This is a genomic window from Rothia sp. HMSC061C12, assembly GCF_001815755.1.
Classification (GTDB): domain Bacteria; phylum Actinomycetota; class Actinomycetes; order Actinomycetales; family Micrococcaceae; genus Rothia; species Rothia mucilaginosa.
Genome location: NZ_KV821843.1, coordinates 396 through 27,087 on the forward strand (window position 1 = coordinate 396; position 26,692 = coordinate 27,087).

At 62.3% G+C, this 26,692-nt stretch carries 13 protein-coding genes and 1 tRNA gene; 6 read left to right on the forward strand and 8 right to left on the reverse strand.

The window, feature by feature from the left end; translation table 11 throughout:
- The 4 genes from HMPREF3055_RS01500 to HMPREF3055_RS01515 form a co-directional block, all read right to left on the reverse strand.
- Nucleotides 1-237: transposase (locus tag HMPREF3055_RS01500; protein WP_210399373.1), on the reverse strand; the 237-nt coding region annotated here is incomplete at its 3' end.
- 643 nt (nt 238-880) lie between these two features.
- Nucleotides 881-957: transfer RNA gene (locus tag HMPREF3055_RS01505), tRNA-Met, on the reverse strand.
- Between the two features lie 347 nt (nt 958-1,304).
- A complete protein-coding gene (locus HMPREF3055_RS01510; protein ID WP_070737533.1) occupies nt 1,305-4,448 on the reverse strand; it encodes a UPF0182 family membrane protein in 3,144 nt (1,047 codons plus the stop codon).
- 207 nt (nt 4,449-4,655) lie between these two features.
- On the reverse strand, nt 4,656-5,879 hold the full coding sequence (locus tag HMPREF3055_RS01515) for a YlbL family protein (protein ID WP_070737536.1): 1,224 nt from the start codon (nt 5,877-5,879) through the stop codon (nt 4,656-4,658).
- Nucleotides 5,880-6,177: 298 nt separating this feature from the next.
- On the opposite strand from HMPREF3055_RS01515, the gene HMPREF3055_RS01520 reads away from it, so the two are divergent.
- Entirely contained in the window at nt 6,178-7,641 is a 1,464-nt protein-coding gene (locus tag HMPREF3055_RS01520) for a zinc-dependent metalloprotease (protein ID WP_070737539.1), read from the forward strand.
- Nucleotides 7,642-7,804: 163 nt separating this feature from the next.
- On the opposite strand, the gene HMPREF3055_RS01525 is transcribed toward HMPREF3055_RS01520, so the two are convergent.
- A complete protein-coding gene (locus HMPREF3055_RS01525) occupies nt 7,805-8,437 on the reverse strand; it encodes a M48 metallopeptidase family protein (protein ID WP_083317998.1) in 633 nt (210 codons plus the stop codon).
- Nucleotides 8,421-10,325, reverse strand: a complete 1,905-nt coding sequence (locus HMPREF3055_RS01530) for an ATP-dependent helicase (protein WP_070737541.1) — start codon at nt 10,323-10,325, stop codon at nt 8,421-8,423. The genes HMPREF3055_RS01525 and HMPREF3055_RS01530 overlap by 17 nt, the downstream gene beginning before the upstream one ends.
- A gap of 327 nt (nt 10,326-10,652) precedes the next feature.
- Here HMPREF3055_RS01530 and HMPREF3055_RS01535 point away from each other — a divergent pair, with 327 nt between their 5' ends.
- On the forward strand, nt 10,653-11,654 hold the full coding sequence (locus HMPREF3055_RS01535) for a phosphotransferase (protein WP_005505306.1): 1,002 nt from the start codon (nt 10,653-10,655) through the stop codon (nt 11,652-11,654).
- Nucleotides 11,655-12,725: 1,071 nt separating this feature from the next.
- Here the strand turns inward: HMPREF3055_RS01535 and HMPREF3055_RS01540 are convergent.
- Both HMPREF3055_RS01540 and HMPREF3055_RS01545 read right to left on the reverse strand, forming a co-directional pair.
- Nucleotides 12,726-17,522 carry an ATP-dependent DNA helicase gene (locus HMPREF3055_RS01540; protein ID WP_070737543.1) on the reverse strand — a complete coding sequence of 1,599 codons (4,797 nt, stop codon included), beginning with the start codon at nt 17,520-17,522 and terminating at the stop codon, nt 12,726-12,728.
- 79 nt (nt 17,523-17,601) lie between these two features.
- The gene (locus HMPREF3055_RS01545; RefSeq protein ID WP_070737544.1) at nt 17,602-21,471 is read right to left on the reverse strand and encodes a UrvD/REP family ATP-dependent DNA helicase; all 3,870 of its coding nucleotides are present in this window, start codon (nt 21,469-21,471) and stop codon (nt 17,602-17,604) included.
- A gap of 172 nt (nt 21,472-21,643) precedes the next feature.
- Here HMPREF3055_RS01545 and HMPREF3055_RS01550 point away from each other — a divergent pair, with 172 nt between their 5' ends.
- The 4 genes from HMPREF3055_RS01550 to HMPREF3055_RS01565 all read left to right on the forward strand — a co-directional run bounded on the left by HMPREF3055_RS01550 (nt 21,644) and on the right by HMPREF3055_RS01565 (nt 26,647).
- Nucleotides 21,644-22,339, forward strand: a complete 696-nt coding sequence (locus tag HMPREF3055_RS01550; protein WP_070737546.1) for a 3'-5' exonuclease — start codon at nt 21,644-21,646, stop codon at nt 22,337-22,339.
- Between the two features lie 166 nt (nt 22,340-22,505).
- A complete protein-coding gene (locus HMPREF3055_RS01555) occupies nt 22,506-23,873 on the forward strand; it encodes a threonine/serine exporter family protein (RefSeq protein WP_070737548.1) in 1,368 nt (455 codons plus the stop codon).
- A gap of 210 nt (nt 23,874-24,083) precedes the next feature.
- Nucleotides 24,084-25,433: a glutamate-1-semialdehyde 2,1-aminomutase gene (gene hemL, locus HMPREF3055_RS01560; protein ID WP_070737551.1), complete on the forward strand. Its 1,350-nt coding sequence runs from the start codon at nt 24,084-24,086 to the stop codon at nt 25,431-25,433.
- 32 nt (nt 25,434-25,465) lie between these two features.
- Nucleotides 25,466-26,647, forward strand: a complete 1,182-nt coding sequence (locus HMPREF3055_RS01565; RefSeq protein WP_070737554.1) for a sugar dehydrogenase — start codon at nt 25,466-25,468, stop codon at nt 26,645-26,647.
- Nucleotides 26,648-26,692 lie beyond the last annotated feature (45 nt).

Sequence of the window (26,692 nt, forward strand, 5' to 3'; positions counted from 1 at the left end):
GATCGCCACGTCAATGGTGCCGACCCTGGTATCCAGGGGCCGGTAGCGATACCCATTGCGCTGGGTGTGACGCTGCGGGTCTTGTTGGCCCCACTGGGCCCCGCACACCGCATCAGCGTCCGCTGATAGCAACGCGTTAATGACGTGCTGGAGCAAGGAACGCATCAAATCTGGGGATGCCTGGGACAACGCCTCGCCAAGCAGGCCAGCAGGGTCGATAATATGAGGAGCGGTCATCGTTGTGCCTCCAAATCGTTTCGAGTCAGAAGTAGAGAGCTTTCTCGAAGGATCACACGGTGACCGCACCCATCACAAGCAACGGGCCGATCACCACACAGTTACACCACTATGCGGGACGCTACTCTTTCACTCACCCGCTTAGTTACCGCCTGTTTGAGGCTAAGCGGTATATCGAAAACGTTGGTATATCAGTCAAAACATAGTGTGTTGCCGCCTCTACCGCCTAATTTCTAAAAAGTGTACACGCGAGTGTTCATCTTCCTACATATGCGTGTGTATATATAAAAGTTTTCGGTTTTAGGCGGTAAAGGGTTGGGATTCGGTTGAGATACGAGGGAAAATGCTATACCGCTTTTGCATTTTCAGGCGGTAAACAGCCGGTATCAACGCCGATTAGGCGGTGAAAATCCTCCTCTGCAACCTCCCTCCCACGAGATCATGCACGAGCGAAGATAGTCATACGCCCCGAAGGGGCGTTGGATGATAGTCCTCGATGTTGGGTGATAGTCCCCCCTCCCCCCACCTCGACGACGGGCCTGAGTTTGGCTGAAAGGTAGGGAATAACATAGGGATTCGGTCTCGTCAGGGCAAAACAAAACCCGGTATCTCAGCGACTTTTCGTTGAGATACCGGGTTTTTCTGGTTGCGGGGACAGGATTTGAACCTGCGACCTCCGGGTTATGAGCCCGGCGAGCTACCGAACTGCTCCACCCCGCGGCGACTCATACAACTATACAGACCCCAAACCGGGCATGCAAGCCAAAAACGCGATTTGTAACCAAGCACACAAAAATAGGGGCTGTTGGGTAGAAAGCAGTTGGGTAGAAAGCAGTTGGGTAGGAATAGGGGCTACGGGGCAGTGCCAGGGGTAGAACATACAGGAACGGGGTGGAAGTGAATCACTTCCACCCCGTTCCCGCAGAGATGTTCCCGCAGAGACCGCTAGAGCTAGTCGGTAGGAGCCGTATCCAGTGCAGGCCCCGGATCTAGAGCGAGGACGCTAGACCCATGAGCATCCGGTATGGGCTACTCCCCCGCTGTCTCTTAGGCTTAGCCTCTTAGTCTTAGCGAGAAGCCGAGGCGCTGGCGCTGGGCTTCGCGCTTGCGGGGGCGCTTGCAGAAGCCGCGGCACTGGGAGCTGCAGAGGCGCTCGGAGCCGCAGAGGCACTGGGCGCTGCCGAAGCCTTAGCGGAAGCCGCGCTCTGCGCCTCCTCAGCCTCCAGAGCCTTCTTCACGGCTGCTTCCAGACGCTTCTGAGCCTCACCGTAGGCAGCCCAGTCGCCCTTCTTCATCGCCGCATCAGCATCGGTCATCGCCTTCGAGGCATCGTTGAGAGCCTGCTTCAGCTCCGAAGACTGCGAAGCCGAAGAACCTCCGGTCGAAGCACCCGAGGTACCCGAAGAACCAGACGCCGAAGCCGAGGGGCTAGCCGCCGAACCGTCCAGCTTCGCGCCCGAAGAGCCACCGAACACCTGGTTCAGCGCCTCCTCCAGAGTCGGAGCGAAACCGACCTTATCGCCGAAGCTCACCAGCACACGCTGCAGACGCGGGTACTTAGCGTCACCGCTCGACTGCACGTACACCGGCTGAACGTACAGCATGCCGCCGCCCACCGGCAGAGTCAGCATATTGCCGTTAATAACCTCAGAGGAACCGCGGCGTAGCAGGTTCAGCTGGTTCGACACCTCAGCATCAGAGTTGAAAATATTCTGAGCCTGGCCCGGGCCCGGAACCACCGAAGAACGCGGCAACTCCAGCAGACGCAGCTTGCCGTAGTCGGCGCTACGCTCGCCGTCCTTACCGGTACCGGCATCACCATTAGCGGCAAGGAAGCCGTACATCACGTTACGAGAGTTCGAATCGCTCTGCTGAGGAATGAACGTGGTCGTCAACGAGAAGTGCGCACGAGAATCACCAGGCATCTGCAGGGACAGGTAGTAGGGCGAAATCGGCTGGTTACGATCATTAGTCGGGTCGTTCGGAATCGACCAGACATCGTCACCGGCGTAGAAGCTATTCGCGTTCGTCACGTGGTACTTATTCAGCATGGTGCGCTGAATATTGAACATGTCAGTCGGGTAACGCACGTGGCTCATCAGCGAAGCGTTCATCTCACGGTAGCTCTTCACCGTGCCAGGGAAAACGCCCTGCCATGCCTTCAGCACCGGATCCTCCTCATCCCACGCGTACAGGGTCACCGAACCGTCGTACGCGTCCACGGTAGCCTTCACCGAGTTACGGATGTAGTTCACCGAGTTAGAACGCTGAGCACCCGCAGCGGTTGCCGCATCCTGGGAGCTACCCTGCGCGTAGGGGAACTGATCGCTCGTGGTGTAAGCATCCACAATCCACTGCACGCGATTATTCACAATCGCCGGGTACGGCTTAGAATCCACGCTCAGGTACGGCGCCACCTTACGCACACGATCCAGCGGGTTACGTTCGTACAGAATCTGCGAGCCCTCACGCACCGCATCCGACAGCAGAATGTCAGAGGACTGGAACTTAATCGCGTAGGACAGGCGAGCCAGCAGCGAATCAACGCGAGGACCACCGTAACCGGTGAAGGTGTACTTCGCATCGGAGGCGTTGGTTTCGTCAGCAGAAAGCGGACGGTCCAGCTCCAGGGTGTCACCCTTACCGCCCACAATCGAATACTCCGGCGAGCTCGTGCCGAAGTAAATACGCGGCTCGTAATCCTCGCTCAGGGTACCGGTCGCCTTAATACCGGACTGCAAGAACTTCGGGTTACCCGCAGAATCCACCTGGTTACCATAGGCGGCAATCACACCGTAACCGTGGGTGTACACCACGTGGCGGTTATACCAAGAATCGCCGCTGGTCTGCGCCGGGTTCAGCTCACGAGCCGCCAGCACCGTATCCTGCGTGGTGTTACCCACCGAATAGCGGTCCACCGACAGCTGCGAATCAAAACGGTAGTACGGGCGGAACTGCTGCATCTGCGCAAACGCCGAGGACACAACATTCGGATCCAGCAGACGGATATTCGCAATGGTCGCGCTCGAAGAGCTCAACGCACCGGCACGGGTATCAATCGTCGCGTCATACGGAGTGGTCTCAATCTTGTCCAGACCGTACGCGTAACGGGTCGCATCAATATTGCGCTGAATGAACTTCGACTGAGCACCCTGCTCATTCGGAACCACCTGGAAACGCTGAACAATCCACGGGTACAGGCCGCCAGCAACCACAGCAACAATCACCAGCATCGCGGTGCTAATCAGCGGCAGACGCCAACGATTCATCGAAGCAGCCACCACAAACATGACAGCCACCAGCAGAGCAGAAATCGCCAAAATAGCGTTCACCGGAATCGACGAGTTCACGTCCGTGTACATTGCGCCAGCCCAACGGCCCACCTGCTGCTGAGTCGACGAATAGCGGTCCAACCAGAAGCTCACCGCACGAGTCAGCAAGAACACAGCCACCACAATCGCAGCGTGACGGCGGAATGCCGACGTGGTACTCACACCACCGGGCTGCACCTTAATACCGCCGTAGAAGTAGTGCATGAACAGGCCCGCGAGCGCCGACAGCACCACAGCGGAGGTCACCAGAGTCACCACCATGCGGAAGAACGGCAACGCAAACAGGAAGAAACCGTAATCCAGACCGAACTCCGGATCAGTCTTACCGAAGGACTGCTGGTTGAAGAACAGCGCGACGGTGCTCCACTGAGTCATCGTCGCCGAAGCAATGAACAGACCCAACAGCAGCGGAACCGCAATCAGGAGAACCTTACGCGCCTTATCCACGCTCTCGTGGTAGCGACGCATGCTCTCCTCAGCACGCTGCTGACCAAACACGTCACGCAGCATCTGCTCGGCAGCATCCGTGCCGCTCGTCGGCACGCTCTGATTCGGGTTCGGCGCCTCCTGCGGCTTCTTCTCGGACGCCGGCGCCACATCAGCATGACGGACCGCGTAGGACATCGAAGCCCACAGCGGCACAGCAATCACCACGGCAGCCACCACAAACACGGCTGCCTTCAACAAAATCTGGGTAGTGAACACGGTGCTATAACCCAGCTGATCAAACCACAGCCAGTCCGTGTACACCTGGGACGCACCCACAAAAGCAGCAATGAGCACCGCCACCACAGCAATCGTTGCCTTCAGGGGGCTACGGCGCTTGGGGGCAGGATTCGTCGGCTTGGGATGCGCGGTGTTATTGGTCGACTCAGACACAATTCCTCGCTCATCATACGTTCAGAGAAAATAACTGCCTTTAAGTATCTCAGAGGTAACGCGGAAGGGCAGAACCTCGTAGAAGCTCGGGGCGAAATACAGCAGATAAAAGAGGTAAGGAGGGCGCAGAACAGCCCCGGTACCGTAAAGTACCGGGGCTGACTTCTACGCTATACGGGTGAGAACCTTGCGGAGAGAAACGTTATGTTAGGGACCGCAACGGGGTAGAGAATCATCCGGGGTGCCGGACTTAATCGCCTCCACCGTCTTCACCGCCTCATCCAGGGTCGACACCGGCACAACCACCATCGTGCCGCGCACCTGACCGGCGTGATAGTAGTTGAACAGGTCAGGGTCCTGCGCCTGCATCTTCACAATCGAATCGCAGTTCTCCTTAGGCGCCAAGAAGTAGCGCGCACCGTAACGACCCGTCGCCAAAATCTTGTACTTAATGCCGCCAATTGCGCCGACCTTACCGTTCGAATCAATCGTGCCGGTACCCGAAATGTAGCTGCGGTACGGGTCGCCTCCGGCGTCCTCATCGGCGAGCAGGGTACCCTCGCTGAGCTTATCGACCGTGCCCAGCGCCAGCATCAGACCGGCACTCGGGCCGCCCACACCGTCCAGGTTGTACTGCACGTGTGCCGGCAGGTCATAGCTCTGCTTCAAACCCGCGCCCAGAATCCAGCGGCTATCGTCACTGGCACGAACCGGGGTCAGCTTAAACGTCTGCTGCTTGCCGCCACGTTCCACGGTCACATCAATCGGCGAACCGTTCGAGGCGTTTACCGCCTTCGGAACATCGGTGAGGGTCTCAATCTGCTTCTCCCCCACCTTCACGATGCGGTCATCAGCCTTCAGCACGCTCGCCGCCGGGGAACCCTCCACCGTGGAAAGCACCTGAACCTTCTCAGTCACCGCCATCTTCAGCTGGCGCATCGCCGCGACCTTCGCCTGAGTCTGCGAATCAGCCATCTGCGCGCCGGTCGCCGCCGTCGCCTGCTCATGGCTCACGTGCGGGTACAGGGCATCGGTCGGCACCACGAGGCTGCGGTTACCGTCAAACGCCAACCAGCCGTAGAACGCCTCCGCGCCGGACAGCTCCGTGTACGGGCCGCCCGAAACCGACACCGTGGTCATGTTCATCTTGCCGAACGTCTTATAGCTGGGCGCGCCAGAAACCTCAATGACGTCCTTCTCCTGATAGGTTCCGAGCACGTCAAAGAGCGGGCCGGGGCCCTCCTTCACATAGGAACTGGGCAGAACAAAAGCACCAGCCAGCAGGGCGCACGTCGCCACAGCGCTCACCGAACGCAAGTTCACGCGGCGCGGCGCAAAACGCGAACGGCGCTTAGCCGCCTTCTCATTACTCTTCACGCTCGCGGAGGCGGCGTTCGACTGCTGCTCAGCATCAGGGGTGGACTTAGTCATGGTTTCTACAGTACCGGATAAACCTGCTTTTCAACACGCGGGCGGGCACCGTTACCCCGCTAAAAATAGAGCCCCAGGAGGCGTTTACGTTCCGACCCGCACCGCGCTTTATCAGCACCGCACGGTGACAGCGGCACGAAAAAAACTCCCAAACCCCGGCCCCAAAGACAAGCTTGTGAGCCCTTAGCTGATTAACCCGCTTCCACAGCGGTGGCACGGGAAATTCTCAGCAAAAATCGGTAGGCTGGACAGCGAGCGGGCCAGCTGCGCCCACCCCCGGATTACGAAAGGCTTCTACATGTCTGAGAACCCCACCGGCGGCGCCTCCAACGAGCGCGACCCCCTCGAAGAATTCATTAAGAAGATGCAGGAGCAGGGCTTCGACCCCTCCGCAGGGGCAACCGGCCAGGGCGGCAAGGGCGCCTCCTCCAACGCGCAGAACCCCTTCAGCGCGCTCTTCGGCGAAGGCGGCCAGAACCCCTTCGGCATCAGCATCGACCCCGAAGACCTGAAGAACATGGGCATGAGCTTTGACCCCGCCATGATGCAGAGCATGTTCGCGCAGGTGCAGGCAATGTTCTCCGGCGCGGGCGCATCCGACAGCCCCAGCGGTGTGAACTGGGATAGCGTGAAGAACCAGACCCGCCAGATGCTCGCCTCCAAGGGTGAAGACCCCTCCGTACCCGAAAACCTCAAGCGCGCCGTAGAAGACGCGGCGAACCTCGCCGACCTCTGGCTGGACGCGGTGACTATCATTGAGCGCCACAACTACCCGGTGCAGGCATGGTCCAAGGCGGAATGGGTGGAGCATTCCTTCGACTCCTGGCGCGAAATGGTCGAGCCGGTCGCAGCCGAAGTCACCCAGTCCATGGTCATGCCCGGCGCACCCGAAGACGTGCCCGAAGAGATCTCGCAGATTCTCAACAGCGGCTTCTTGAACAACATTGGTTCCGTGATTTTTGGTGCGCAGATGGCGCAGGCACTCGCGCAGCTCGCCGGTGAGGTGTACTCCTCCACCGACGTGGGCTTCCCCCTCGCGCCCGGCTCCTCCGCGCTGCTGCCCAACGGCTACCAGCAGCTCGCCGACAGCATCGAGGTGCCCCCGCAGGAGGTTCTGCTCTACCTTGCTGTGCGTGAATCCGCGCTGATCCGCCTGCACAAGGCAAACCCCTGGCTGCGCGAAGACCTGGTCCAGCTCGTGGCGCGCTACGCCCGCGGCATCCGCGTGGACATGAACCGCATGCAGGACGCCGCATCCCAGGTGGATATGAGCAACCCCGACGCAGTACAGGAAGCATTCGAAGGCGGCATGTTCAGCCCCCAGCGCACCGAAGACCAGGAACTGGCGGTACAGCGTCTGGAGGGTCTGCTCGCCCTCATCGAAGGCTGGGTATCCGTCGTAACCGAGGACGCGACCCGCAACCTGCCCAAGGCACCGCAGCTGACCGAAATCATGGCGCGCCGCCGCATCGACGGCGGCCCCAGCGAGCAGGTCTTCGAGAACCTGGTCGGCCTGGAACTGCGCCCGCGCCTGGTGCGTGAAGCACAGCAGTTCTGGCGCTGGTACGAAGAATCCCACGGCATTGAGGCACGCGACGGCCTCTGGGACACCCCGGAGACCCTGCCCACCCCCGCCGAGCTGGAAGACTTCACCGCATACGATGCGCGCATGAACGAAATCAGCCTGGACGACGTGGACTTCGACTCGGAGCTGCAGAAGCTGCTGGACGGCGGCTTCGGCAACGCGCCCGAAGAAAAGTAAAGCTGAGCGAAGTAAAGCTGAGCGGCGAAAGTAAATAGCTGACACTCGAGCGGGGGTGGCTTGTGAATGTACAAGTCACCCCCGCTCGAGTGTTTCGTTTGGTTTTTGATTCTTTGATTTTCGGGAAGCGCGTTAGCCGGTTGGATTTTAGCCGGAGAGATTTTTAGCCGGCGCTGTTTTCGCCGTGCTCGCCCCGTTCGCCCTCAGCCCGCGAGCGCCCCAGCGCGTACCCCTCCAGGTAGGCCTGCGCCCGCAGCAGCTGCGGGTAACGCGCCTCCAGGGCACGGAACGCCGCCGAATGATTCGGCTGCAGCAGGTGGCAGAGCTCGTGGTGAATCACCGAATCCAGCACGTACTCCGGTACGCCCTGCAGCTCCGAGGAGATGCGGATCTGCGTGTTCGCGTAGGTTGCCGAGCCCCAGCGCTGACGCTGGTTGCTCACCCAGCGAATCGACAGCTTCTCCAGCCTGCCCGAGGCAACCAGCTCCGGCAGGTGCTTCTGCGCCAGGTGCAGGGCGCGGGAGCGCAGGTACTCGTCCGTGACCGTCAGCTGCGTGGCACGTTCACGGCGGGCGGCACGACGCTGAATGCGCGGCAGCAGGCGGGCAATATGCTCGTCAATCTCTTCGCTCGTGCTCGCGGCGGGAATGAGCAGGCGGTAGGCGGGGTTGCCGTGCGCATCCTCCCCGTCGCGCTGCATGCTGATGGTGCGGGTGCGGCGCGCCGAGCGGACCAGCTCAATCTGCGGGCGATCCTCGGTGGCGGGCAGAATTTCACGCTTAAAACGCTGAGCCATAATCTCCTCTTCCCTTCGACGAACGGCGGGGCTGGCTATACGACGAGCCGGCGCTCTCAGTCCTGCGGCGGCGCTTCGCCGGATCAATATCGTCCAGGAAACGCGAACGCTTACGCTGACCGCGACCACCCACGGTGCGGGTCATCGTCCAGGTCAGCCACAGGTACTTGCGGGCGCGCGTAATGCCCACGTACAGCAGGCGGCGCTCCTCATCCACCTCGTCCGGGGTGGTCGCAAAAGTAATGGGCATGAGGCCCTCATTCAGGCCGCACAGGAACACAGCCTCCCACTCCAGACCCTTAGCCGCGTGCAGGGAGGCGAGGGTGACGCCGTTGACCTGCGGTGCGTCGTTGAATTCGCTACGGTGGTTCAGGGTCGCCACCACCTCGTGCATGGTCAAAGGTAGCGGCTCGGGCACACCCGGGCGCGGGTTCGCGCGGTGCTCCTGAAGCTGCTCTTGGCGGTGCTGCGCCATCATGTCCACCATGTGCACCAGGGCGGCGAGGGACTCCCACTTCTGGCGGGTGGCACCGCCTGTGAGCGGGCCTTCCTCCTTAAAACCCAAGCCGCCGAGAACATCGCGGGTGTAGCGGGTGACGTCCTCGGTACCGTCCGTGGACTTCGCCGAACCGCGCAAGGCAAGCATCGCCTGCTTGACCTCGGGGCGTTCAAAGAAACGCTCCGCGCCGCGCAGCTGGTACGGAATGTGGGCGGCAGCCAGCGCAGACTCAATCGCCGCCGACTGCGCGTTCGTGCGGAACAGCACCGCAATCTCCGAAGGCGGCACGCCGTCCTTCTCAATCAGGTCGCGGATATCCTCGGCAATGCCGGCGGCCTCCTGCTCATCGTCGGCATAGCCGAACCACTCCACATCCACGCCGGGGCCGCGCTGAGACATCAACTCCAGCGGCGGCGCCCACGAATGCGGGCTCGAATCCGGATGCGGACGACGCGCCGCCAACAGGCGGTTCGCCAACTCCACCACCTGCGAATGGGAACGGTAATCGCGGGTCAGTTTCACCGTGTGCGCGCCACGGTACCGGCGCGCAAAATCCAGCAGGTAACGGCTGGTCGCACCGGTAAAAGAGTAAATCGTCTGGGAGGCATCGCCCACCACGCAAATATCGTCGCGGCAACCCAGCCACACATCCAGCAGACGCTGCTGCAGCGGGGAGACGTCCTGGTACTCGTCCACCACAAAATGGCGGTACTGGTTGCGGACAGTCGCGGCGAGCTTCTCATCCTCCTCCAGCATGGCGATGGTCAGCAGCAGCACGTCCTCAAAATCGATGAGGTTACGCTCATCCTTCAAATCCTCATACGCCTGGAAAATACGCTGCATATTCTGCGGGGTAACCGCCGAGGGCAGCTGCTTCTCACTCAGACGCTGCATGATGGTGTCCGGGGTGAGCAGCTGAACCTTCGCCCACTCAATCAGCGACGCCAAATCACGCAGCAGGGAACGGTCCGTGCTGATGCGCAGACGGTTCGCCGCCTCCGTAATGAGAGTCGCCTTATTCTGCACGATGGACGGGAACGTACCGCCCACCACCTGCGGCCAGAAATACGCCAGCTGACGCAACGCCGCCGAGTGAAAGGTACGCGCCTGCACACCGTGCGCACCCAGCTGGTGCAGGCGGGTACGCATCTCCTCCGCCGCACGCAGGGTGAAGGTCAGGGCGAGCACGCGCGGGCCCTGGTAGCGACCAATCGCAATACCGTAGGCGATGCGGTGCGTAATCGCGCGGGTCTTACCGGTACCGGCACCCGCCAGCACGCGCATGGGGCCGTCCAGCTCGGTGGCGACCGCACGCTGATCCGGGTCAAGCCCGGCGAGGATATCGTCTGCGGAGATCATATGCTGAGGCTGCTGAGGTGTGGCGGTCATAATGCTCCATCAGTAAGGCGGGCGGTACGGGCAGGCGGCGTGCGCTCGCGCGGGCATACGGACATGTGTGTATGCGGGTGCGCGAGGCGGTGATAGCCGGTCTTCCATTGTATTCTCCCAGACTGTGTTCTCCAGACCCGCCGCGGCTTCTTAGCTGCTGCTTTCATTCAGGGCGTGAGGAACCCGCCTCTTTTGGAGTGGGCAAGTAGAAGCTCAACGAGCTGCGCAAGCGAGCACGTTTAGGCTTGTCCACAAGTATCTTCACCACTTGGCATAAAGATCCCAAAAACTACTAAACGGCACACATTGGTTTGGTAACCTTAACCCGTGACTTTATCTCCCCTTCAGCTAGCAGCCATTGTCTCCGCCGGAGTGCCCGGGATTTACCCCGTCGGTGCCGAACCGGTTCGCGAAGACAGCGACGACTTCGACTCGGCAATCATCGCCGACTCCACCGGTCGCCGCTGGCGAGTGCGCGCCCCGCGCCGCCCCGACGCCAGCATGCGTCTGGAAGCTGAACACCTCATCCTGCAGTCGTTCAGCCCCGGCCTGCGCGCACGACTGCCCTTCGCCGTACCCACCGTCGCCGGCACCGTACCCTACGCGGGCGGCAACGTGTTCGTGTACACGCACATCCCCGGCACCATCTACGACGTGGACCAGCTCGCCGAGCTGAGCCGCCGCGAAGTTGCGGCGAACCGCCCCTCCCTGGCATCCATCATTGCCAAGGACATCGCGACCCTGCACGTGATGCCCGAAGACATTATTTACGAAGCTGATCTGCCCTCCTACTCTTCGGAGCAGATTCGTCTGCGCAAGAACGCCGAGCTGGAGCGTGCCGCCGCAACCGGTAAGGTGCCCGCCGACCTGCTCGCGCACTGGCGTGCTGTGCTCTCCCCCGGCCCCATGTGGCAGTTCCGCCCGCGTGTGGTCCACGGCGACATGGGCGCAGAGAACCTCGTACTGCACGTGACTCCTACGGAGGCGCGCATCGTGGAGGTCACCGGCTGGTCCGAGGTGCACGTGGGCGACCCCGCGCAGGACTTCGCGTGGCTGTACTCCTGCCAGGACATCGACTTCACCGACGAGGCCATCGAGGTGTACCGCCAGCAGATGCCTCAGCTGCCCGACGCCTACCTGGCGCAACGCGCGAACTTCTACGCAGAGTTCGCGATTGCCCAGTGGCTCACCCACACCGTGGAGGTTGGTGACCGCGACGGCGCAACCCACGCCGTGTCCATGCTCCTGGACATTCAGGACGACCTACGTGCCTCCGGAGAACTACTCGGACAGGAGGAGGTCGGCCCGCTGGTCGGCCCCGCCGAATAGATATTGGCCGGTCCCGCCGAGGAAGCTCATAAGGTAAGTAGCCGCCAGGTTGTTGTCAGCCAGGGTGTCACCTGCCGCATAGGTTTTTCAGTTCAGCTAGGTTTTCGGTTCAGCTAGGTTTTCAGTTCAGCCCCGCAGTACTGCACTGCGGGGCTGAACTGTATCTACTGGGTTGTATATCCGCTGGGTTGTATGTCCGCTGCCTCGCACCCGGTGAAACCAGCTCTCCTGACTGTCTGTCAAACCGACGGGATGATGCCTATAAGGGCTAGTGGAGGGGCTTTAGTGGGCTTTTTACCAAAATTTCTTTAAGTGTTTCCCCTCACCTTTTGAGCACCAGTTTTGCATTTTTGTGCATGAATGACTCAGATTAAGGCTGAGACTTGAAGGTGCGCTAAAGGTGCCATTCACAATATTTCCCGGGCACAAATACGCCACAAACCCACATGAACCAACTTTTGACCTCGGGAGTCCACAGAGCCTCAACTTCACCTTGAACTATGCTCAAAATAGTGCATTTTAGGGTAAAAACTTACCCTGTAGATTTTTTCAAAAACTCCTGGAATACTTTTGCTGTGCCGCGAGAAAACCAGCGGACACACTCCCCATAGCGCACTGACCAGCGCTGATATCGTGGCAGCGATAAAGTGGGGAGACAGATTGGGCGGGACCCTGACCGGTCATGTCAGGCCCGAGCCGGATTCATGCACCGCGCAACCAATCACCGATGGCAGAAATCTATAGAGTTACTTTCGAGGTTGTGTTTGAGAGTAAAGACGCACGCAAACCCCACGGGGCGCCGGCGGCGCGAGTGAGGCCGCGAGAGCGGCAGTCGTTCGGCGCGATTCTTTCCCGGAGCGTGCGAGGCACGAAGTACCTCTATAGTTCTTCAGCGGCTGAGGACGCCTCATCACCCTAATGCAGTGGGGTGAAGAGGCGTTCTCTGCCATTAACCGCAGAAGTCCATACAGAAAAGCAGCTCACGAGGCGCAATGCCTCCGTGAGCTGCTTTTCTATATGCGGTTAATAGCTCAAGCTAACGCGCGAGCGCATGCTATCTACCCCTGCTATTTAGCCCTTGCGCGCTTCGCGGATCACCTTCGCCAGCTGCGCCTCCGTGGGCAGGCCGCCGCGAATCTGGTGATCCCACACCTCCGCAACGCCCTTGCCGCCCAGGTACACGAACACGGTGCTGATGCGCTCCGGGTCCACACCCATGATGCGGGAGAATGCGATGCGGTACAGGCCCAGCTGGAAACGCCGCGACTGCATCGAGGCAGCCTTCGGGCGGGAACCGCTCTTCCAGTCCACCAGAACCCAGCGTTCGCCGTCCTCGTCTTCGGTGCGGAATACCGCGTCGATACGGCCGCGCAGGCTTACGCCCTCGATGTGGGTTTCGACCGGGTACTCGACCGCCCAGATGCGGTCCTTCCACTCGTCGCTACCCCACTCGCTGGTGGCGAAGCGCTCCCAGAGACGCTGGACGGAAGCATCCAGTTCGCTCTCGGACTCCTCGAAGGCGTCCTCGAAGGTGAACTCGTCCTGTTCCTGCAGGTCAGCGGAATCTGCAGATTCAGAGGGGTCTGCAGGCTCAGCGGGCGAGGTGGAGGTGGAGGCGGCTGAGGCGGCAGTAGAACCAGGCAGGTCAACGCCCACCGTGTCCTCCGCGTCGGGTGCCTCCAGCGGGTCGGCGCTCGGCGCGACACCGAAGTGCTCCTCAATCAGCGCGTGCACCGCCGTACCAATCGTTGCCGCCCGCGAGGGACGCTGAGGCACAGGGCGCATCAGCTGATGCACCGTGCCCTGCGGGTCCTCGCTCAGGCGAATGAACGTGGATGCGGACAGGTGCCCCGGCAGCTGATCGCTCAGCACCGGGTCGGTCTGACCCATCATGAGCAGTAGCAGGTCGGCTTCGCGTTCCCAGTCCACCGCCTGCTGACGCAGGGATTCGGGAATAGCGGACTCGCCGTGTACAGCGGATGCAGCGGGTTCGACGGGTGCAAGGTGGCTTGCGCTCTCCCCCGCTGCATCCCCGCTCTGGTGCAGATTATCCTCCCCCGCGCCGACGGCAAGCTCCACCGCCAGGGCGGCACGCTCCACCGCCTCGCGACGGCTCGAGGAGTTGATCGCAATCTCACGTTCCAGCTGCTCATGCTGGCCGCGGCGAAGCACCGCCTCCGTGCCCCGGTTGAGGGCATCGTCAGAAGCCCAACGCCAAATCACGGGGCGCTCCAGCGGGTCAAAAGGCCACATGGCGGTCAGCACCGCACCCATGTTCGGGTTCCTGTCCTCGTAGTTCTTCTGGGCGAACTGGCCGCGCACCTCAATCGGTAGTGCCGCCGCTACCGTAGGCGAGAAACCGGGCTGAGGCGGTTGCGCCTCACGCCATTTCTCCCGCTCGGTGGCTTCGATAATCCATTCGGGCACCGGCAGGTTCAGGCGGGTACAGTTCTCCGCCACCGTGCGTGCTCGTACGGAAGGAGCCGCCAGCTGCCAATCCTGCGCGAGGGCAGGAGCCATGGCCTCAACCAGCGCCCACGCGTAGCGTTGCACCTGCTCGGCGTAGGTTGCCCGAGCATTCGCGCGCGCCTCCGCCTGTACGGGGGTGAGCTCGTCGGCGTCTACGGGGTAGAGTTCCAGCTCTTCCAGCAGTGCCGCCTCATCGGGGGCGGGCGGCAGGTTCGAGGGATCCACGACCGTGCCGTGCACCAGGGTGACCGGCTCGGTCAGGCGGTACTTCGACTCAGCCAGCTGCTCAGCCCAGCAACGCACATGGTTCAGGTGCACCTTTTTGCGCTTGTCGGCGGGGTTCGGCATCGTGTAGGACAGGCCCATGCCCACCAGCTGAGGTGCCGCCCAGGGCGCATCCATCGTCTCCGGGAGGCGCACAGAGGGCGCATCTACCGTGGGGGTGCCCATGTCAAAGAGCGACTTGAAAAGCATCTCCATCAGCTCCTCCCAGAAGGGCTGCACCGGCTGGGGTGTTGCGGCGGCGCTCTTCCAGCGGTAGGCGCTCATCGCCAGCAGGTTACGGGCACGGGTCATCGCCACGTACATGAGGCGGCGGTCCTCCATGCCGGCATGCTCGGCGGCATCATCCTTATGCTCGGCCAGGTAGTCTTCAAGGTCCTTCGCCTTCTCGAAGGAGGTAATCTCCTCCGGGGTCTCAAGGATCGAGGGAAGGTACTCGCGGTCGCCACGCAGCGGCCAGGGCAGAGCCGCATTAGCCGACATCTGCCACAGGTTCGGGGTCTGCCCGCCGGTCGCGCTACCGCACAGGCCCGGCAGAAGCACGTGATCCCATTCCAGGCCCTTCGCCGCGTGCATGGTCATCAGCTGCACCGCGTTCGGGTCAGGTTCCACAGCGCCCAGCGCCAGGCCTTTCTCCTCGTCATCGGCACGTTCAAGCCACGCGAGGAAGCCCATCACGTAGCTCACGCCGCCCGAAGATAGCAGGAAGCGGCGCGCACCCGGGTCGCCTTCCTCCGCGCTCACGCCGTCAGAACCGGCGTAAATCATCGCGTTAATACGAGGCGCCGACATGCCGTAGGCGGCGGCCACCTCGTGGAAAGCGTCCAGGTTCGCGCGTGAACCCAGCGGGTCGGTACCAGGGCGAACCGCCAGCTCAATATCCAGCAGCATGGTCCGCTCAATCTCGTACAGCAGCGTGCCCAAGTCCTCGCTCAAACCGGCACGCAGCACGCGCATCTGCTCGGCAAAAGCACGCAGACGCTCCAGCGCCGCCGGGGAGAAACGGCGGCCGCGGTACTGCTCACCGTAGAGGGGTTCGCCGTCCGCGCCGTCCTGCGGCAGGTTCTCCACCGCCTCGATCAGGGAGGCGTAGCCGGAGGAATCCTCCACCGCACCCTTGAGGGTTTCGTCCAGGCGCTCCTGGGCGGCGCGCAGGTGCTCTGCCTGCAGGTTGATAGCCGCTGCATCGTCGGCGTCTTCAGCCTCGGCGAGCATACGCAACGCCATCTGCTCACGCAGGGCACGCTCACGCTCACGCACCAGCGACTGAGCCCAATCACCCAGCGCCAACATATCCGCCGCGCCCAAACGCCAACGCGCACCCGTCAGCAGGCGCGCCAGAGCATCCGAACGGTTCGGATCAGCCAGCACACGCAACGCCGACACCAAATCCACAACCTCCGGCTGGGAAAGCAAACCGCCCAAACCCACCTGCTGCACCGGAATGCCCAGACGCTCGCACTCCACACGAATCGGGTCCAGCTGACCGTGCACACGTGCCAACACCGCAATCTCAGGCATCTTCAGACGCGGACGCACCGAACCATCACCGGAACGATGCGCCGCGTAGGCGCGCTCATACTCGCGCACCGCCTGCGCACGCATCGCCGCAATACGTTCGGCAATAGCCACAGCCTCCTCGCGGTCAGAGTCGTGGTACGTCAAATCGACGCGGCCCACCATGCCCGCGGCAGCCTGCTCAAAAGCGGGCGAACCGGGCTCGCCCACCAGGGCGCAGCGCGGGCGCAGGTCAGGAACCTGAGCGGCGGTAATATCACCGTCGGCGGCACGCACCCACTCGGGAACCTCCTTCAGCTTTTCCGCCACGTGGTTCGCCGCGTTCAGCACCGAAATGTCGTTACGCCACGCAATGGACAGGAACAGCGGCCGCACATGCTTGGTTGGGAAATGACGGTAGAAGCTGAACATCTGACCGTCCGAAGCGCCACGGAAACCGTAAATAGACTGCTTCGGGTCACCCACAGCCATCACCGGATGCGCCGGAATACCCGCCGCCTCATCGGCACCGTAAATCGAGGAGAACAAGCTCATCTGCGCGTGCGAAGTGTCCTGGAACTCGTCCAGCAGAACCACCTTGAAGCGGGCACGCTCACCCTCGCGAATCGCCGGGTCAGCCTCCGCAATGCGGGCGGCAAAACGCATCAGGTCACCAAAATCCAGCACCTGCATACGCGCCTTCACGCGGGCATAGCTCATCACCATGCGCGCGTACACTCGGCGGTTACGCAGCAGACGCTGAACCTTCAGGATGTCCTTCTCAGTCTTCGTCTCACGGCGAGGCTCGGGCACCGCCGCGTACGCCGCCAACTGCTCGGTGCAGAAGTCAATAACCTGTTGCGGCTCCACCAGGTGCTCCGCGCACTCGTCAGAGAGCTGCAGCATCTGGTTAATCATGGTCGCCGCAGACACCGGCACGCCGTCCTTATCGAGGGGAAGCTCCCCCTCCCAGTACTGCACAATCTGCGCGGCAAGCTGCCACTTCTGCGCATCGCCGAGCATCTGCGCGTCCTGCTCCACGCCCAGGCGCAGACCGTACTCCTTGACGAGGTTATTCGCGTAGGAGTGGTAGGTGAGCACGGTCGGGTCAGCGATACCTTCGCGCAGCTCCTCATCGGTCGGGGCGACGCGGCGGCTACGGCGCAGAGTGTTCAGACCGGCGCGCATACGGCTGCGCAGCTCGGTTGCCGCCTTGCGGGTGAAGGTCACGCCAAGCACCTCTTCAGGGCGCACAAAACCGTTATCGACCAGCCAAATCACGCGGTCGACCATGGTCGCGGTCTTACCCGAACCGGCGCCCGCAATGACGAGGGTCGGGGCGGGGCCCGCCTCAATCATGCGGACCTGCTCGGGGGTCGGCTTCTTACCGTCGGCGCCGTTGAGCATCTCGGCAATGTCGAGGGCACTGCGGTAGCCGGCAGGCTTCAGCGCGGGGTCGTTCGCGGCGGCTTCAGCAGAGAAGAGCACGCCGTTGGGCAGCTGCCAGCTATTGTGCTCGCACCACTGGGCGGGGGTGAGCATGCCGGTGCCAGGACCGGGGTGGGCGCCGGGGTTAGTAGCGCCCTGCATATCAGCGCTATATGCGCCAGAGTCAGTCATGATTCCTCTTCCTCATGGATCATTCTCATGGGAGGTTCGGGGTGAGTGATATCGAAAGTAAACGTAGGGTACGCGGCTACTAGGGCTGAGTCACCTGACGGCCGCGCGTACAAATCGGGCAGATTTCCGGCAGACGGCACCCATAGCCGCCCTCACGGTGACGAGCCTGCACCTGCGAGCCAGCAATCAGCTCCGCGGCGTGCTGCACCAGCTCAGCCGCCCACGAATCGTGCTCCGTCAGAGCCGGCTGAACCTGCAGACGAGTCTTGCTCTCATCGTTCACGCCCGAGGCGCCCAACTGCACGAGCGCCGCGCCTGCGGACTGACCCGTGTAGCCGGTGTACTCCAGCTCCTGGGGGCGGGCATCCGGTAGCGGTTCACCCGCCTCCAGGGCGGCGGCTTCGGCGCGGTAACGCTCCTCCAGCTGCTCACCCGCGCCAGCCTCCACCGCAATCTGGTAGGCGGCAAGCTGCGGATGCGTCTCCATCTCCGAGCCGGTCGGCTTAGACTTACCGGTTTTCAGGTCAACAATGGCGTAGCGGCGGGTGCCGTCCTCCGCCGGGGCGGTACCCTCGAGGCGGTCCACACGACCGGTGAGTAGCGCATCCAGCTCGCCAACCTCACCGGCGGGGTCGAAGGGCACGGGCACACGCACCGCGAAGGAGCCTTCAACACCGAGGTTCTGCCAGCCGGCGTCACCCATGTGCTGACGGTAGTAGTAGCTCAGGCGCAGAATCATGCGCTTGGCGCGCTCGTAGAGGGCGTAGGATTCCCAGGGCACGCGCTCGCGGTACTCTTCGTCGGTCTCATCGTCCTTGCGGGCGGGCACGCCGAGGGAGCTAATGCGCTCGTCAAGGGCGGTTTGGAGCTCTTCGAGGGTGCCGGTCGGGTACTCCTCGGCGATGGCGTGCACGAGCGTTCCGAGGGAGCGGGACAGGTCGGTCTGGGCTTCTGCGCGGGCGGCGGAAACCAGCCAGTCCAGCGGGGAGCTGTGAATGGTTTCCAGGCGCGAGGGCGAGAGCGTAATCGTGCGGCGGCCGGGACTTTCTGCAGGGTTTTCAGCCTGTTCTTCGCCGTCTTCACCGTGGTTTTCGTCCAGCTCAGCGTGGTCTGTCAGGCGGTGCGCAAAGAGCAGCTCCGTGCTAGAAAGCGGCAGCAGGCCCCACCACTCGTCGGGTGCGGCACCGGGCGCCTGCGCATTCGCCAGGCGCGCCAGAGTGCGGGAGGCGGCATCGAGTCGGTACGCGGAAGCCTCCGGGGTGAGCGCCTCTTCCTCCGGTGCGTTGTGCATTGGTGCGCCGTTCTGCTGTGTGTCCTCCTGCTGGGCGTCTTCGGCACGCATCGCATTCATCGATTCCTCAACGAGGGTGCGGCGAAGCTCCGCCACGAGGGAACGCAGGGTTGCGGGGCGGCGCACGCGGGTGATCGGCACGTCCGTGGAGTCGCCGACCGCGTCGGTGGGCAGCACAAAGTCGAAGAACTCGCCGGGTGCCTGATCGTCATTGCGTACGGCGGTGAGCACGAGGCGGGTGCTGGCTCGGGTGGCGGCAACGGCAAACATGCGTAGCTCGTCGTGGCGGGTGTCGCGCACGCGTTCGGGGTAGCTACGGATGCGCGCGGGTGGCACAGGCTGCTCGCCCTCCCTTGCCTGCTGTTCTGCCTGCTGTGCGCGCTGGCGGAGGCGCGCATCGCACAGGTCCGTAAGGTCGCCGGTGCTCAGCAGGGAGCCGCGCACGGTGGTGTTGGGCCAGGTGCCTTCCTGCAGACCGCATACATATACGGTGCGCCAGGACTGACCGGCGGCGAGTGCGGGGGTGAGAATCTCGACCGCGTCTTGGCGTACGCCGCGGGCGGCGAGGGTGTCCATGGGCAGGTCCTGCGCGTCGATGAAGTCGAGGAACTGCTCGGCACCGGCGCCACGCATCTGCTCGTCGAATCGGTCGGCGGCTTCGAAGAGACCGATCATGGCGTCGAGGTTTCGGTGGGCTGCGTCGGCGTCGGGGCCTGCACCACGCGACTGGGTAACCCAGGTTTTTTCGAGGCCGCTGGCTTCCCAGAGCGCCCAGAGTACTTCGGTGCTGGTGGATTCGGGCCGGGCGAGTGCTTTACGTCCGGCGGAGAGCACGGCTGCGATGCGGTGCACGGCGCGTCCTACGCCCTCTTCGGGGAGGGTTTCGGGGTGTAGCAGGGCGCCGAGGAGCAGGTCGTCGCTGGGGCGGTGGCCACCGCTTTGCAGTTCGATGGATCGTAGTTGCTGGCGGAGTCGTCGCACGTCCATGCTGGATGCGCCACCGAGTCGGGAGGTGAGCAGGGTGATGGCGCTCTGCGCGCCGCCGAGGGGGTTGGCGCGGCTTTCTTCGGCGATGACGTCATCGAGGCTTCGGCGCATGAGTTCTTCAGCTTCGGTTGCGCTGAGGGCCTCGTAGCCGCCACGCTCCCCCGACTCCACACCTTCTGCGGCGGGCATGTGCACGGCGGGATTGAGTGCCTTCTCGCCGCGCTTGCGGGCGTAGACGAGCAGACTGAGCGCGTCCAGGAAGGGGCGTACGGCGGGCTCGTCGCGCACCGGCACGAGTGCCGCGGAGGTACGCGAGGGAATACCGTTCGAGGAGAGCACGCGGCGGATGCGCGCCACGTCCGCACTGCTACGCACGATGATGGCGGACTCGCGGTAGGGGTGGTTGCCGTAGATGCGTTCTTCGAGCAGCATTTGGGCAATGAGGTTCGCCTCGTCCTGAGAGCTGGAGAGCGCATACTTATACACTCCTACGGGTGCGGTGCGGTAGTGCGCGGGGTCGAGGATTTTGCCGTCGGCGCCCAGGTGCAGCAGCGGTTCGTCGGCGGCGCCCCAGGTGAGGGCTTCGTCGGCGGGGGTGGTGTTGATGCGTCCGAAGGTTGCGGGCGCACCGTTCTTTACCCCCTCCTGCACGCCATTCTTCGCCCTATCCTGTTCAGCGGTGAGCGGCACGAACCGGGTGTAGCGCGGCAGGCGGCGGCGAATATCCGCCACGAGCGGCATCATGAGTGCGGGCAGGCGGTACGAGGTGGTGAGCGTGCGGGTACGCATGCTCGGGAAGCTTGCCTGCAGGGTGGTGACGAGGTCGGGGCGGGCGCCACGGAAGCCCTGGACCACGGCTTCGTCGCTGTAGGTCATGACAACCTGGGGGCCTTCAGCGAAGAGGTCGGGGTGGGTTTCGGTCAGGTGCGCGGCGTCTGCGGGGGCAACTTCTGCGGCGATGAGGCGCAACAGTCGGTAGATGGAGGGGCTGAGTTCCTGCACGTCGTCGATGAGGATCAGGTCGTAGCGGCGGCGTTCTTCGGCGAGGAATTCGGGGGCGCGCAGCAGTAGCCGGCAGGCGTCGTTGATGAGTACTGCCGGGTCGTAGGCGTTTTTGGCGCGGAGGGCTCGCACGGCACGGTATTCGGTGTGTAGTTGGGCGAGGGCGTGCCAGGCGGGCTGGTTGTGTTCGGTGGCGAGGGCGTGTACATTTTCGGCGGTGAGGTCGTATTCTGCCATGCGGTCGAAGAAGTCGCGGATTTCGTGGCGGAATCCGCGGGTTGCGAGGGCGTCGCGGAGTACGTCGGGCCAGGCGGGTCCGGGGGCGATGCCTTCGGCGTGGTTGGCGAGTAGTTCGCCGATGATGACGTCTTGTTCGGGGCCGGAGAGGAGTTTGAGGTTGCCTTCTACGCCGCTGAGTAGCCCGCGGGTTTGGGCTCGTTTGAGCAGGTCGAAGGCGTATGCGGCCCAGGCGCGGGTGGGCGCTACGGAGAGGCTGCGGTCGCTGGATGCGGCGATGGTGTCTCGCATGCGGGTCGCGGCGGTGCGGGTGGGTGCGAGGATGAGCAGGCGGGCGGGGTCGTTCCCGTCGGCGAGGTAGCGCAGGGCGCGTTCGGTGAGGTGGTGGGTTTTACCGGTTCCCGGGATGCCGGTGAGAAGTTGGGTTGTCATGGTTTCAGTCTATCGGCTGTAGCGCGGTTGTACTTTGTCGGTGGTCTTGTGGGCTCGTCGGCTACTTATGTGCCGCCTCGGTGACTTAATATGCCGCCTCGCCGAAAAGCTTATCCACAGCCGCGTGACGACCGGGCGCGCGCCTGCACCGCCGCTGGGTTAGTCTTATAGCATGACCTGGATGAACGGCCTGCGCGCCACTTTTGACCTTGAAACCACCGGTGTGGACGTCACCACCGCCCGCATCGTGACTGCTTCCCTGATCCTGCTGGACCCTCAGGGTAATGTGGTGCGCCGTGGCGAGTGGCTGGCTGACCCCGGCGTTGAGATTCCTGCCGGTGCCGCCGCCGTGCACGGTATTACGACTGAGTACGCGCGTGAGCACGGCCGTCCCGCCCGCGAGGTCGTGTGGGAGCTTGCCGGCGCGATTGGTGCGCTCAATATTGATGGTGTGCCGATTATTGCGTTCAATGCCGCCTACGATTTTTCGGTGCTGCACCACGAGATGCTGCGCCACAATATTGCCAACGGTGAGCTGCCGCCGGGTGTGGTGCTCGACCCGTACGTTCTGCATAAGCACGTGATTCCCCGTAAGCGCGGCAAGCGCACCCTTGAGGTTCTTGCCGCCGAGTACGGTGTCTCCCTGGAGAACGCGCACACCTCCGCTGATGATGCCCTGGCGGCGGAGCGTCTGCTGGTGAAGCTGACCGAGCAGTTCCCGCAAGTTCTCAACGTGGATGCGCGCCAGCTGCACGAGCAGCAAATTCAGTGGGCGGCGGAGCAGGCGGCGAGCTTCCAGGCGTGGTTGCGTACGCAGCCGGGTAAAGAATCTGAAGTCATTGACGGCCGCTGGCCTGTGCGCCGATAAAACTGCACCGCTAAACCTGCGCCGCTAAAAACCTAGGCAGCATCCCCAAACACCTCTCTTTTACTGACGGGCTGACACTATCCCCGTTTGGGCTTCTCCCCTATGCTAGATATGGAACCATACCTACACGAATAGCACGTGAATAGCACGACCCGGAAGGCCTCTCATGGATGATCAGCCCCGCACTACCGAGCCGTACCCTGACACTAATACGCGCAGTATTTATCTGGGGTCTACCCGTCTGGCTCATGAGCACCTGGTGGCGCAGTCGCAGGTGGTGCTCCGCCTGGGTCGCATCCTGATGAAGTCGGGTGCGAGCGCATACCGTATTAAGGCGTCGATGGCGCGTTTGGCGAAGGCTGTGGGGTTGAAGGAGCATCACGCGCAGGTGACCTTCACCGAAATTTCGACTTCTTCGTACACTGACGGTAATTTCCGTACTGAGGTGGCTGAGCAGCGCACGATGGGCATTAACGCTCATAAGCTGGATCAGTTGGGTAAGTTCATTTCTGAGCTTCCTGAAAAGATTACTCCGGCGGAGGCGAACGCCGAGCTGGACCGTATCGATTCGGCGAAGCCTCTGTACACCCGCTGGATGTTGGCGCTGGCGTCGGCGGTGGCGTGTGCCGGGTTCGCGTTCTTGAACCGTGGCGGTCTGGTGGAGTGCACGGTGGTGTTCTTCGCGGCGGGTGCCGGCCAGTTTTTGCGTTCGACTCTGCTCAAGCGCGGGGTGAGCCATTTGGCAACGTGGATGGCGTGCGGCTTCCTGGCGGCGGGCCTGTACATTGCGCTTGTTAATGTGCTGGTCGCGGCGGGTTGGATTAGCCCGAACCATATGATTGGTTTTATTTCGTCGGTACTGTTCTTGGTGCCCGGTTTCCCCATGGTGACGGGCATGCTCGATATTTCCCGCATGGACTTTTTGGCGGGTATTTCGCGTCTAACCTATGTGGGTTTGTTGTTGCTGAGTGCGTCGTTTGCGGTGTGGGTTTTGGGTTCGCTGTTCCATTTGCCGCTGGCTGCCCCGGCGCCTCTTAACCTTGACCCGACCCTGTATTTGCTTCTGCAGGTGCTTTCTTCGGGTGTTGCGGCGGCCGGCTTCGCGATGCTCTTCGCCGCATCCCCGGTGGCGTGCGTGTGGGGTGGCGTGATTGCTGCGGTGGCGAACCCCATCCGTATTCACATGGTTGAGGCTGGTATGCCCGCGCATATGGCGGCGACGATTGCCGTGTTTGGTGTGGGTATTTTGGCTGAGATTGTGGCGCCGCTGCATCAGCGCAAGTACACCCGTATTTCCCTGTCGGTTCCGGCGGTGGTGACGATGGTTCCGGGTGTTCCGTTCTACCGTTCGATGTCGCATTTTGCTAGCGGTGACATGTACTCGGCGGCAAGCGGTTTCGTGCAGTCCCTGCTGATTTTCATGGCGTTGGGTATGGGCCTGGCCTTCGTGCGTCTAATCTTCGACAAGAACTGGCTGTTCGATCAGGACACCCAGGTTCTGAACCGCCTGGATACCGACCGGCACCTGCGTTAGTGCGTTGCGCATCCTCTCTGTTCCCTAACTTGTCTGTTGTGTTTTATCGTCACCTTTCGGTACGTTCAGGTGCTTGTCACCTGCGGTTCATCTGTAGCGCCTATGATGGTTAGGGTACGGGACGCTAGTGGCGTGCGGGCTCCGTTGCCCGTTGCACGTCGTCCCTTGTAATTCTTTAGTTCGCCGTCTCGTTTGAAAGGCACCGATACGATGACTCCTTCCTCTACCCATCCGCTGCACCACGAAGCCAGCGAGAAGCTGTTTGAGCGTTCTCGCGCGGTGATTCCCGGTGGTGTGAATTCCCCGGTGCGTGCTTTCAATTCTGTGGGCGGCACCCCCGCGTTTGCGGCGAAGGCTAAGGGCGCGTACCTGTACGATGCGGACGGCAACGAGTACGTTGACCTGGTCTGCTCGTGGGGCCCGTCGATTCTGGGTCATGCGCATCCGCAGGTGGTTGAGGCGGTTCAGCAGGCGGCTGAGCGCGGCCTGTCTTTTGGTGCGGCGAGCGCGCCGGAGGCTGAGCTGGCTGAGCTGGTGGTCAACCGTATTAACGCGGTGATTCCTGGCGCTATTGATCAGGTGCGTATGGTGTCCACCGGTACTGAGGCGACCATGACTGCGATTCGTCTGGCGCGTGGTGTGACCGGTCGCGACAAGATTATTAAGTTCGCGGGCTGCTACCACGGTCACGTGGATGCGCTGCTCTCTGAGGCTGGTTCGGGCGTGGCTACCCTGGCGTTGCCGGGTTCTGCTGGCGTGACTGCCGCAACCGCCGCAGAGACCATCGTTCTGCCCTATAACGACCTGGACGCTGTACGTGAGGCGTTCGCGAACCACGAGGGTCAGATTGCCGCGATTATTACTGAGGCGGCGCCCTGCAACATGGGCGTGGTGACCCCCGAGCCCGGTTTCAACCGTGGCCTGCACGAGATTGCTCACGCGAACGGTGCGCTCGTCATTTTTGATGAGGTGCTGACCGGTTTCCGTGTGTCTTCGGCTGGTTACTGGGGTTACGCGGCTCCCGAGGATGGCGGCTGGGTTCCCGATATTTTCACGTTCGGCAAGGTCATTGGTGGCGGTATGCCCATCGCGGCGCTGGCCGGTAAGCGTGAGGTCATGGAGCACCTGGCGCCGGTCGGTCCGGTCTACCAGGCGGGTACCCTCTCCGGTAACCCGCTGTCGGTTGCGGCGGGTATTACGACCCTGACCCTGGCTGATGCCGCGGTCTACGCGCACCTGGATTCGCGTAGCGCCCAGCTGCAGCAGGCTCTGACCGAGGCGTTCAACGCCGCCGGTGTGGACCACTCCATCCAGAGCGCCGGTAACCTCTTCTCGGTCGCGTTTGGCACCTCCGAGGCGGGCGTGCACAACTACGCCGACATCAAGGCGTCGGCAACCAGCCGCTACAACGCGTTCTTCCACTCCATGCTCGAATCCGGCGTGTACCTGCCGCCGAGCGCGTTCGAGGCATGGTTCGTTTCTGCCGCCCACAATGATGAGGCGATGGACCGTATCATCTCGGCTCTTCCGGCTGCCGCAGCTGCTGCCGCATCCGCGTAAGGGTTTGAGAGACGTAAGGAGGTGAGCCGCTCATGGATCTGAGCGCTCTGGGACTGCCTATGGAGCAGCTACGCGACGTGTGGCTGATCGCCTTCATGGTGTACCTGGGCTTGTGCCTGCTGGTGGATATCGCCTACCCGGTGCCCATCAAGAAGGAGAAGGCAGCCGAACTGTACCTTGAGGTGTCCGGCTCGCCCGTTGATGAGGCGCGCCGCGCCACCGCGGAACGCACCGCGATGGGTGCGCCGCTGAGCTCCTCCCGCAAGGGTAGCGCCACGAAGAAGGCGAAGAAGAAGCTGGATTCTATTGAGGGCGCCGGTGTGATAAGCGGCTGGTTCCACGTGGTCATGTACCTGTGGGGCTGGATTGTGGCGGTCTCCACTTTCAGCCTGTACTGGGATATCGTGTATGACGGCGTTGTACTGCCGGCGCTGCTTCTGCCGTTCCTCATGGTGTATCTGGGTGCGCGTATTGGCCGCCGTCAGTGGCGTGCAGTTCGCGGATACAGCAAGGATGACCGTGTGCTGGGCATGCCGCGCATCTACTCGGCGACGCTGGGTAAGCTGAGCGCACCGTTCCGTGTACGCGGCACGGTGCCGGGCGTGGAGCCGATTCGTGACAACCGCACCGCCTACTGGATCCTCGGTGGTATTGCGTTCCTGCTCGCCTCGGTCTTCTTAGTTTCGCTGGCTGGCTGGAGCATTGACGAGGATTGGGAAGCGATCTATATCGGTCACGCATCCTGGTTCTTGCTGGCGGCGGGCGTTCTGCTGATTATCATATTGCTGATGCGTAGCCGCGATTACGTGCTGTACAACCCGGATTCGTTCCAGGCTGGGCGTCTGCTCCTTCCGGCGAAGTCCCGCCCCTACTCTGAGGTTCGCGCATTCCGTGTGTACCCGAAGAACCCGGACGCTATCAAGCTGAACCCGAAGGACGCGAGCCAGTGGACGCTGGAGATTCTGCTCCCCGGCGGCCGCAAGCACGACTATTCGCTGAATGAGCACCAGATTGATTGTTTGGTGGCGCAGATTGCGTTCAATATTGAGCAGGGACGCTGGGCGCAGCTGGATTCGCCGGCGGACCGTGAAATGTTGGCGAAGTACTTCGTGGACGGCCGCGTGATCTGCACGACCATGGGGTACAAGCCTGCCGGTAAGCATGCGGAGGAGGCGGCACGCCGCGCGTCCTTCCAGAAGGCGCAGTACAAGTAAACCTGTAGCCTACATACCGCGAGAAGCCACATGTGTTTCGAGAAG

Bases quoted from the DNA above. Each gene is read 5' to 3' on its own strand.
- HMPREF3055_RS01515 (WP_070737536.1), bottom strand. From the start codon at position 5,879: ATGACTAAGTCCACCCCTGATGCTGAGCAGCAGTCGAACGCCGCCTCC.
- HMPREF3055_RS01520 (WP_070737539.1), top strand. From the start codon at position 6,178: ATGTCTGAGAACCCCACCGGCGGCGCCTCCAACGAGCGCGACCCCCTC.
- HMPREF3055_RS01525 (WP_083317998.1), bottom strand. From the start codon at position 8,437: ATGGCTCAGCGTTTTAAGCGTGAAATTCTGCCCGCCACCGAGGATCGC.
- HMPREF3055_RS01530 (WP_070737541.1), bottom strand. From the start codon at position 10,325: ATGACCGCCACACCTCAGCAGCCTCAGCATATGATCTCCGCAGACGAT.
- HMPREF3055_RS01540 (WP_070737543.1), bottom strand. From the start codon at position 17,522: ATGACTGACTCTGGCGCATATAGCGCTGATATGCAGGGCGCTACTAAC.
- HMPREF3055_RS01545 (WP_070737544.1), bottom strand. From the start codon at position 21,471: ATGACAACCCAACTTCTCACCGGCATCCCGGGAACCGGTAAAACCCAC.
- HMPREF3055_RS01550 (WP_070737546.1), top strand. From the start codon at position 21,644: ATGACCTGGATGAACGGCCTGCGCGCCACTTTTGACCTTGAAACCACC.
- HMPREF3055_RS01555 (WP_070737548.1), top strand. From the start codon at position 22,506: ATGGATGATCAGCCCCGCACTACCGAGCCGTACCCTGACACTAATACG.
- hemL (WP_070737551.1), top strand. From the start codon at position 24,084: ATGACTCCTTCCTCTACCCATCCGCTGCACCACGAAGCCAGCGAGAAG.
- HMPREF3055_RS01565 (WP_070737554.1), top strand. From the start codon at position 25,466: ATGGATCTGAGCGCTCTGGGACTGCCTATGGAGCAGCTACGCGACGTG.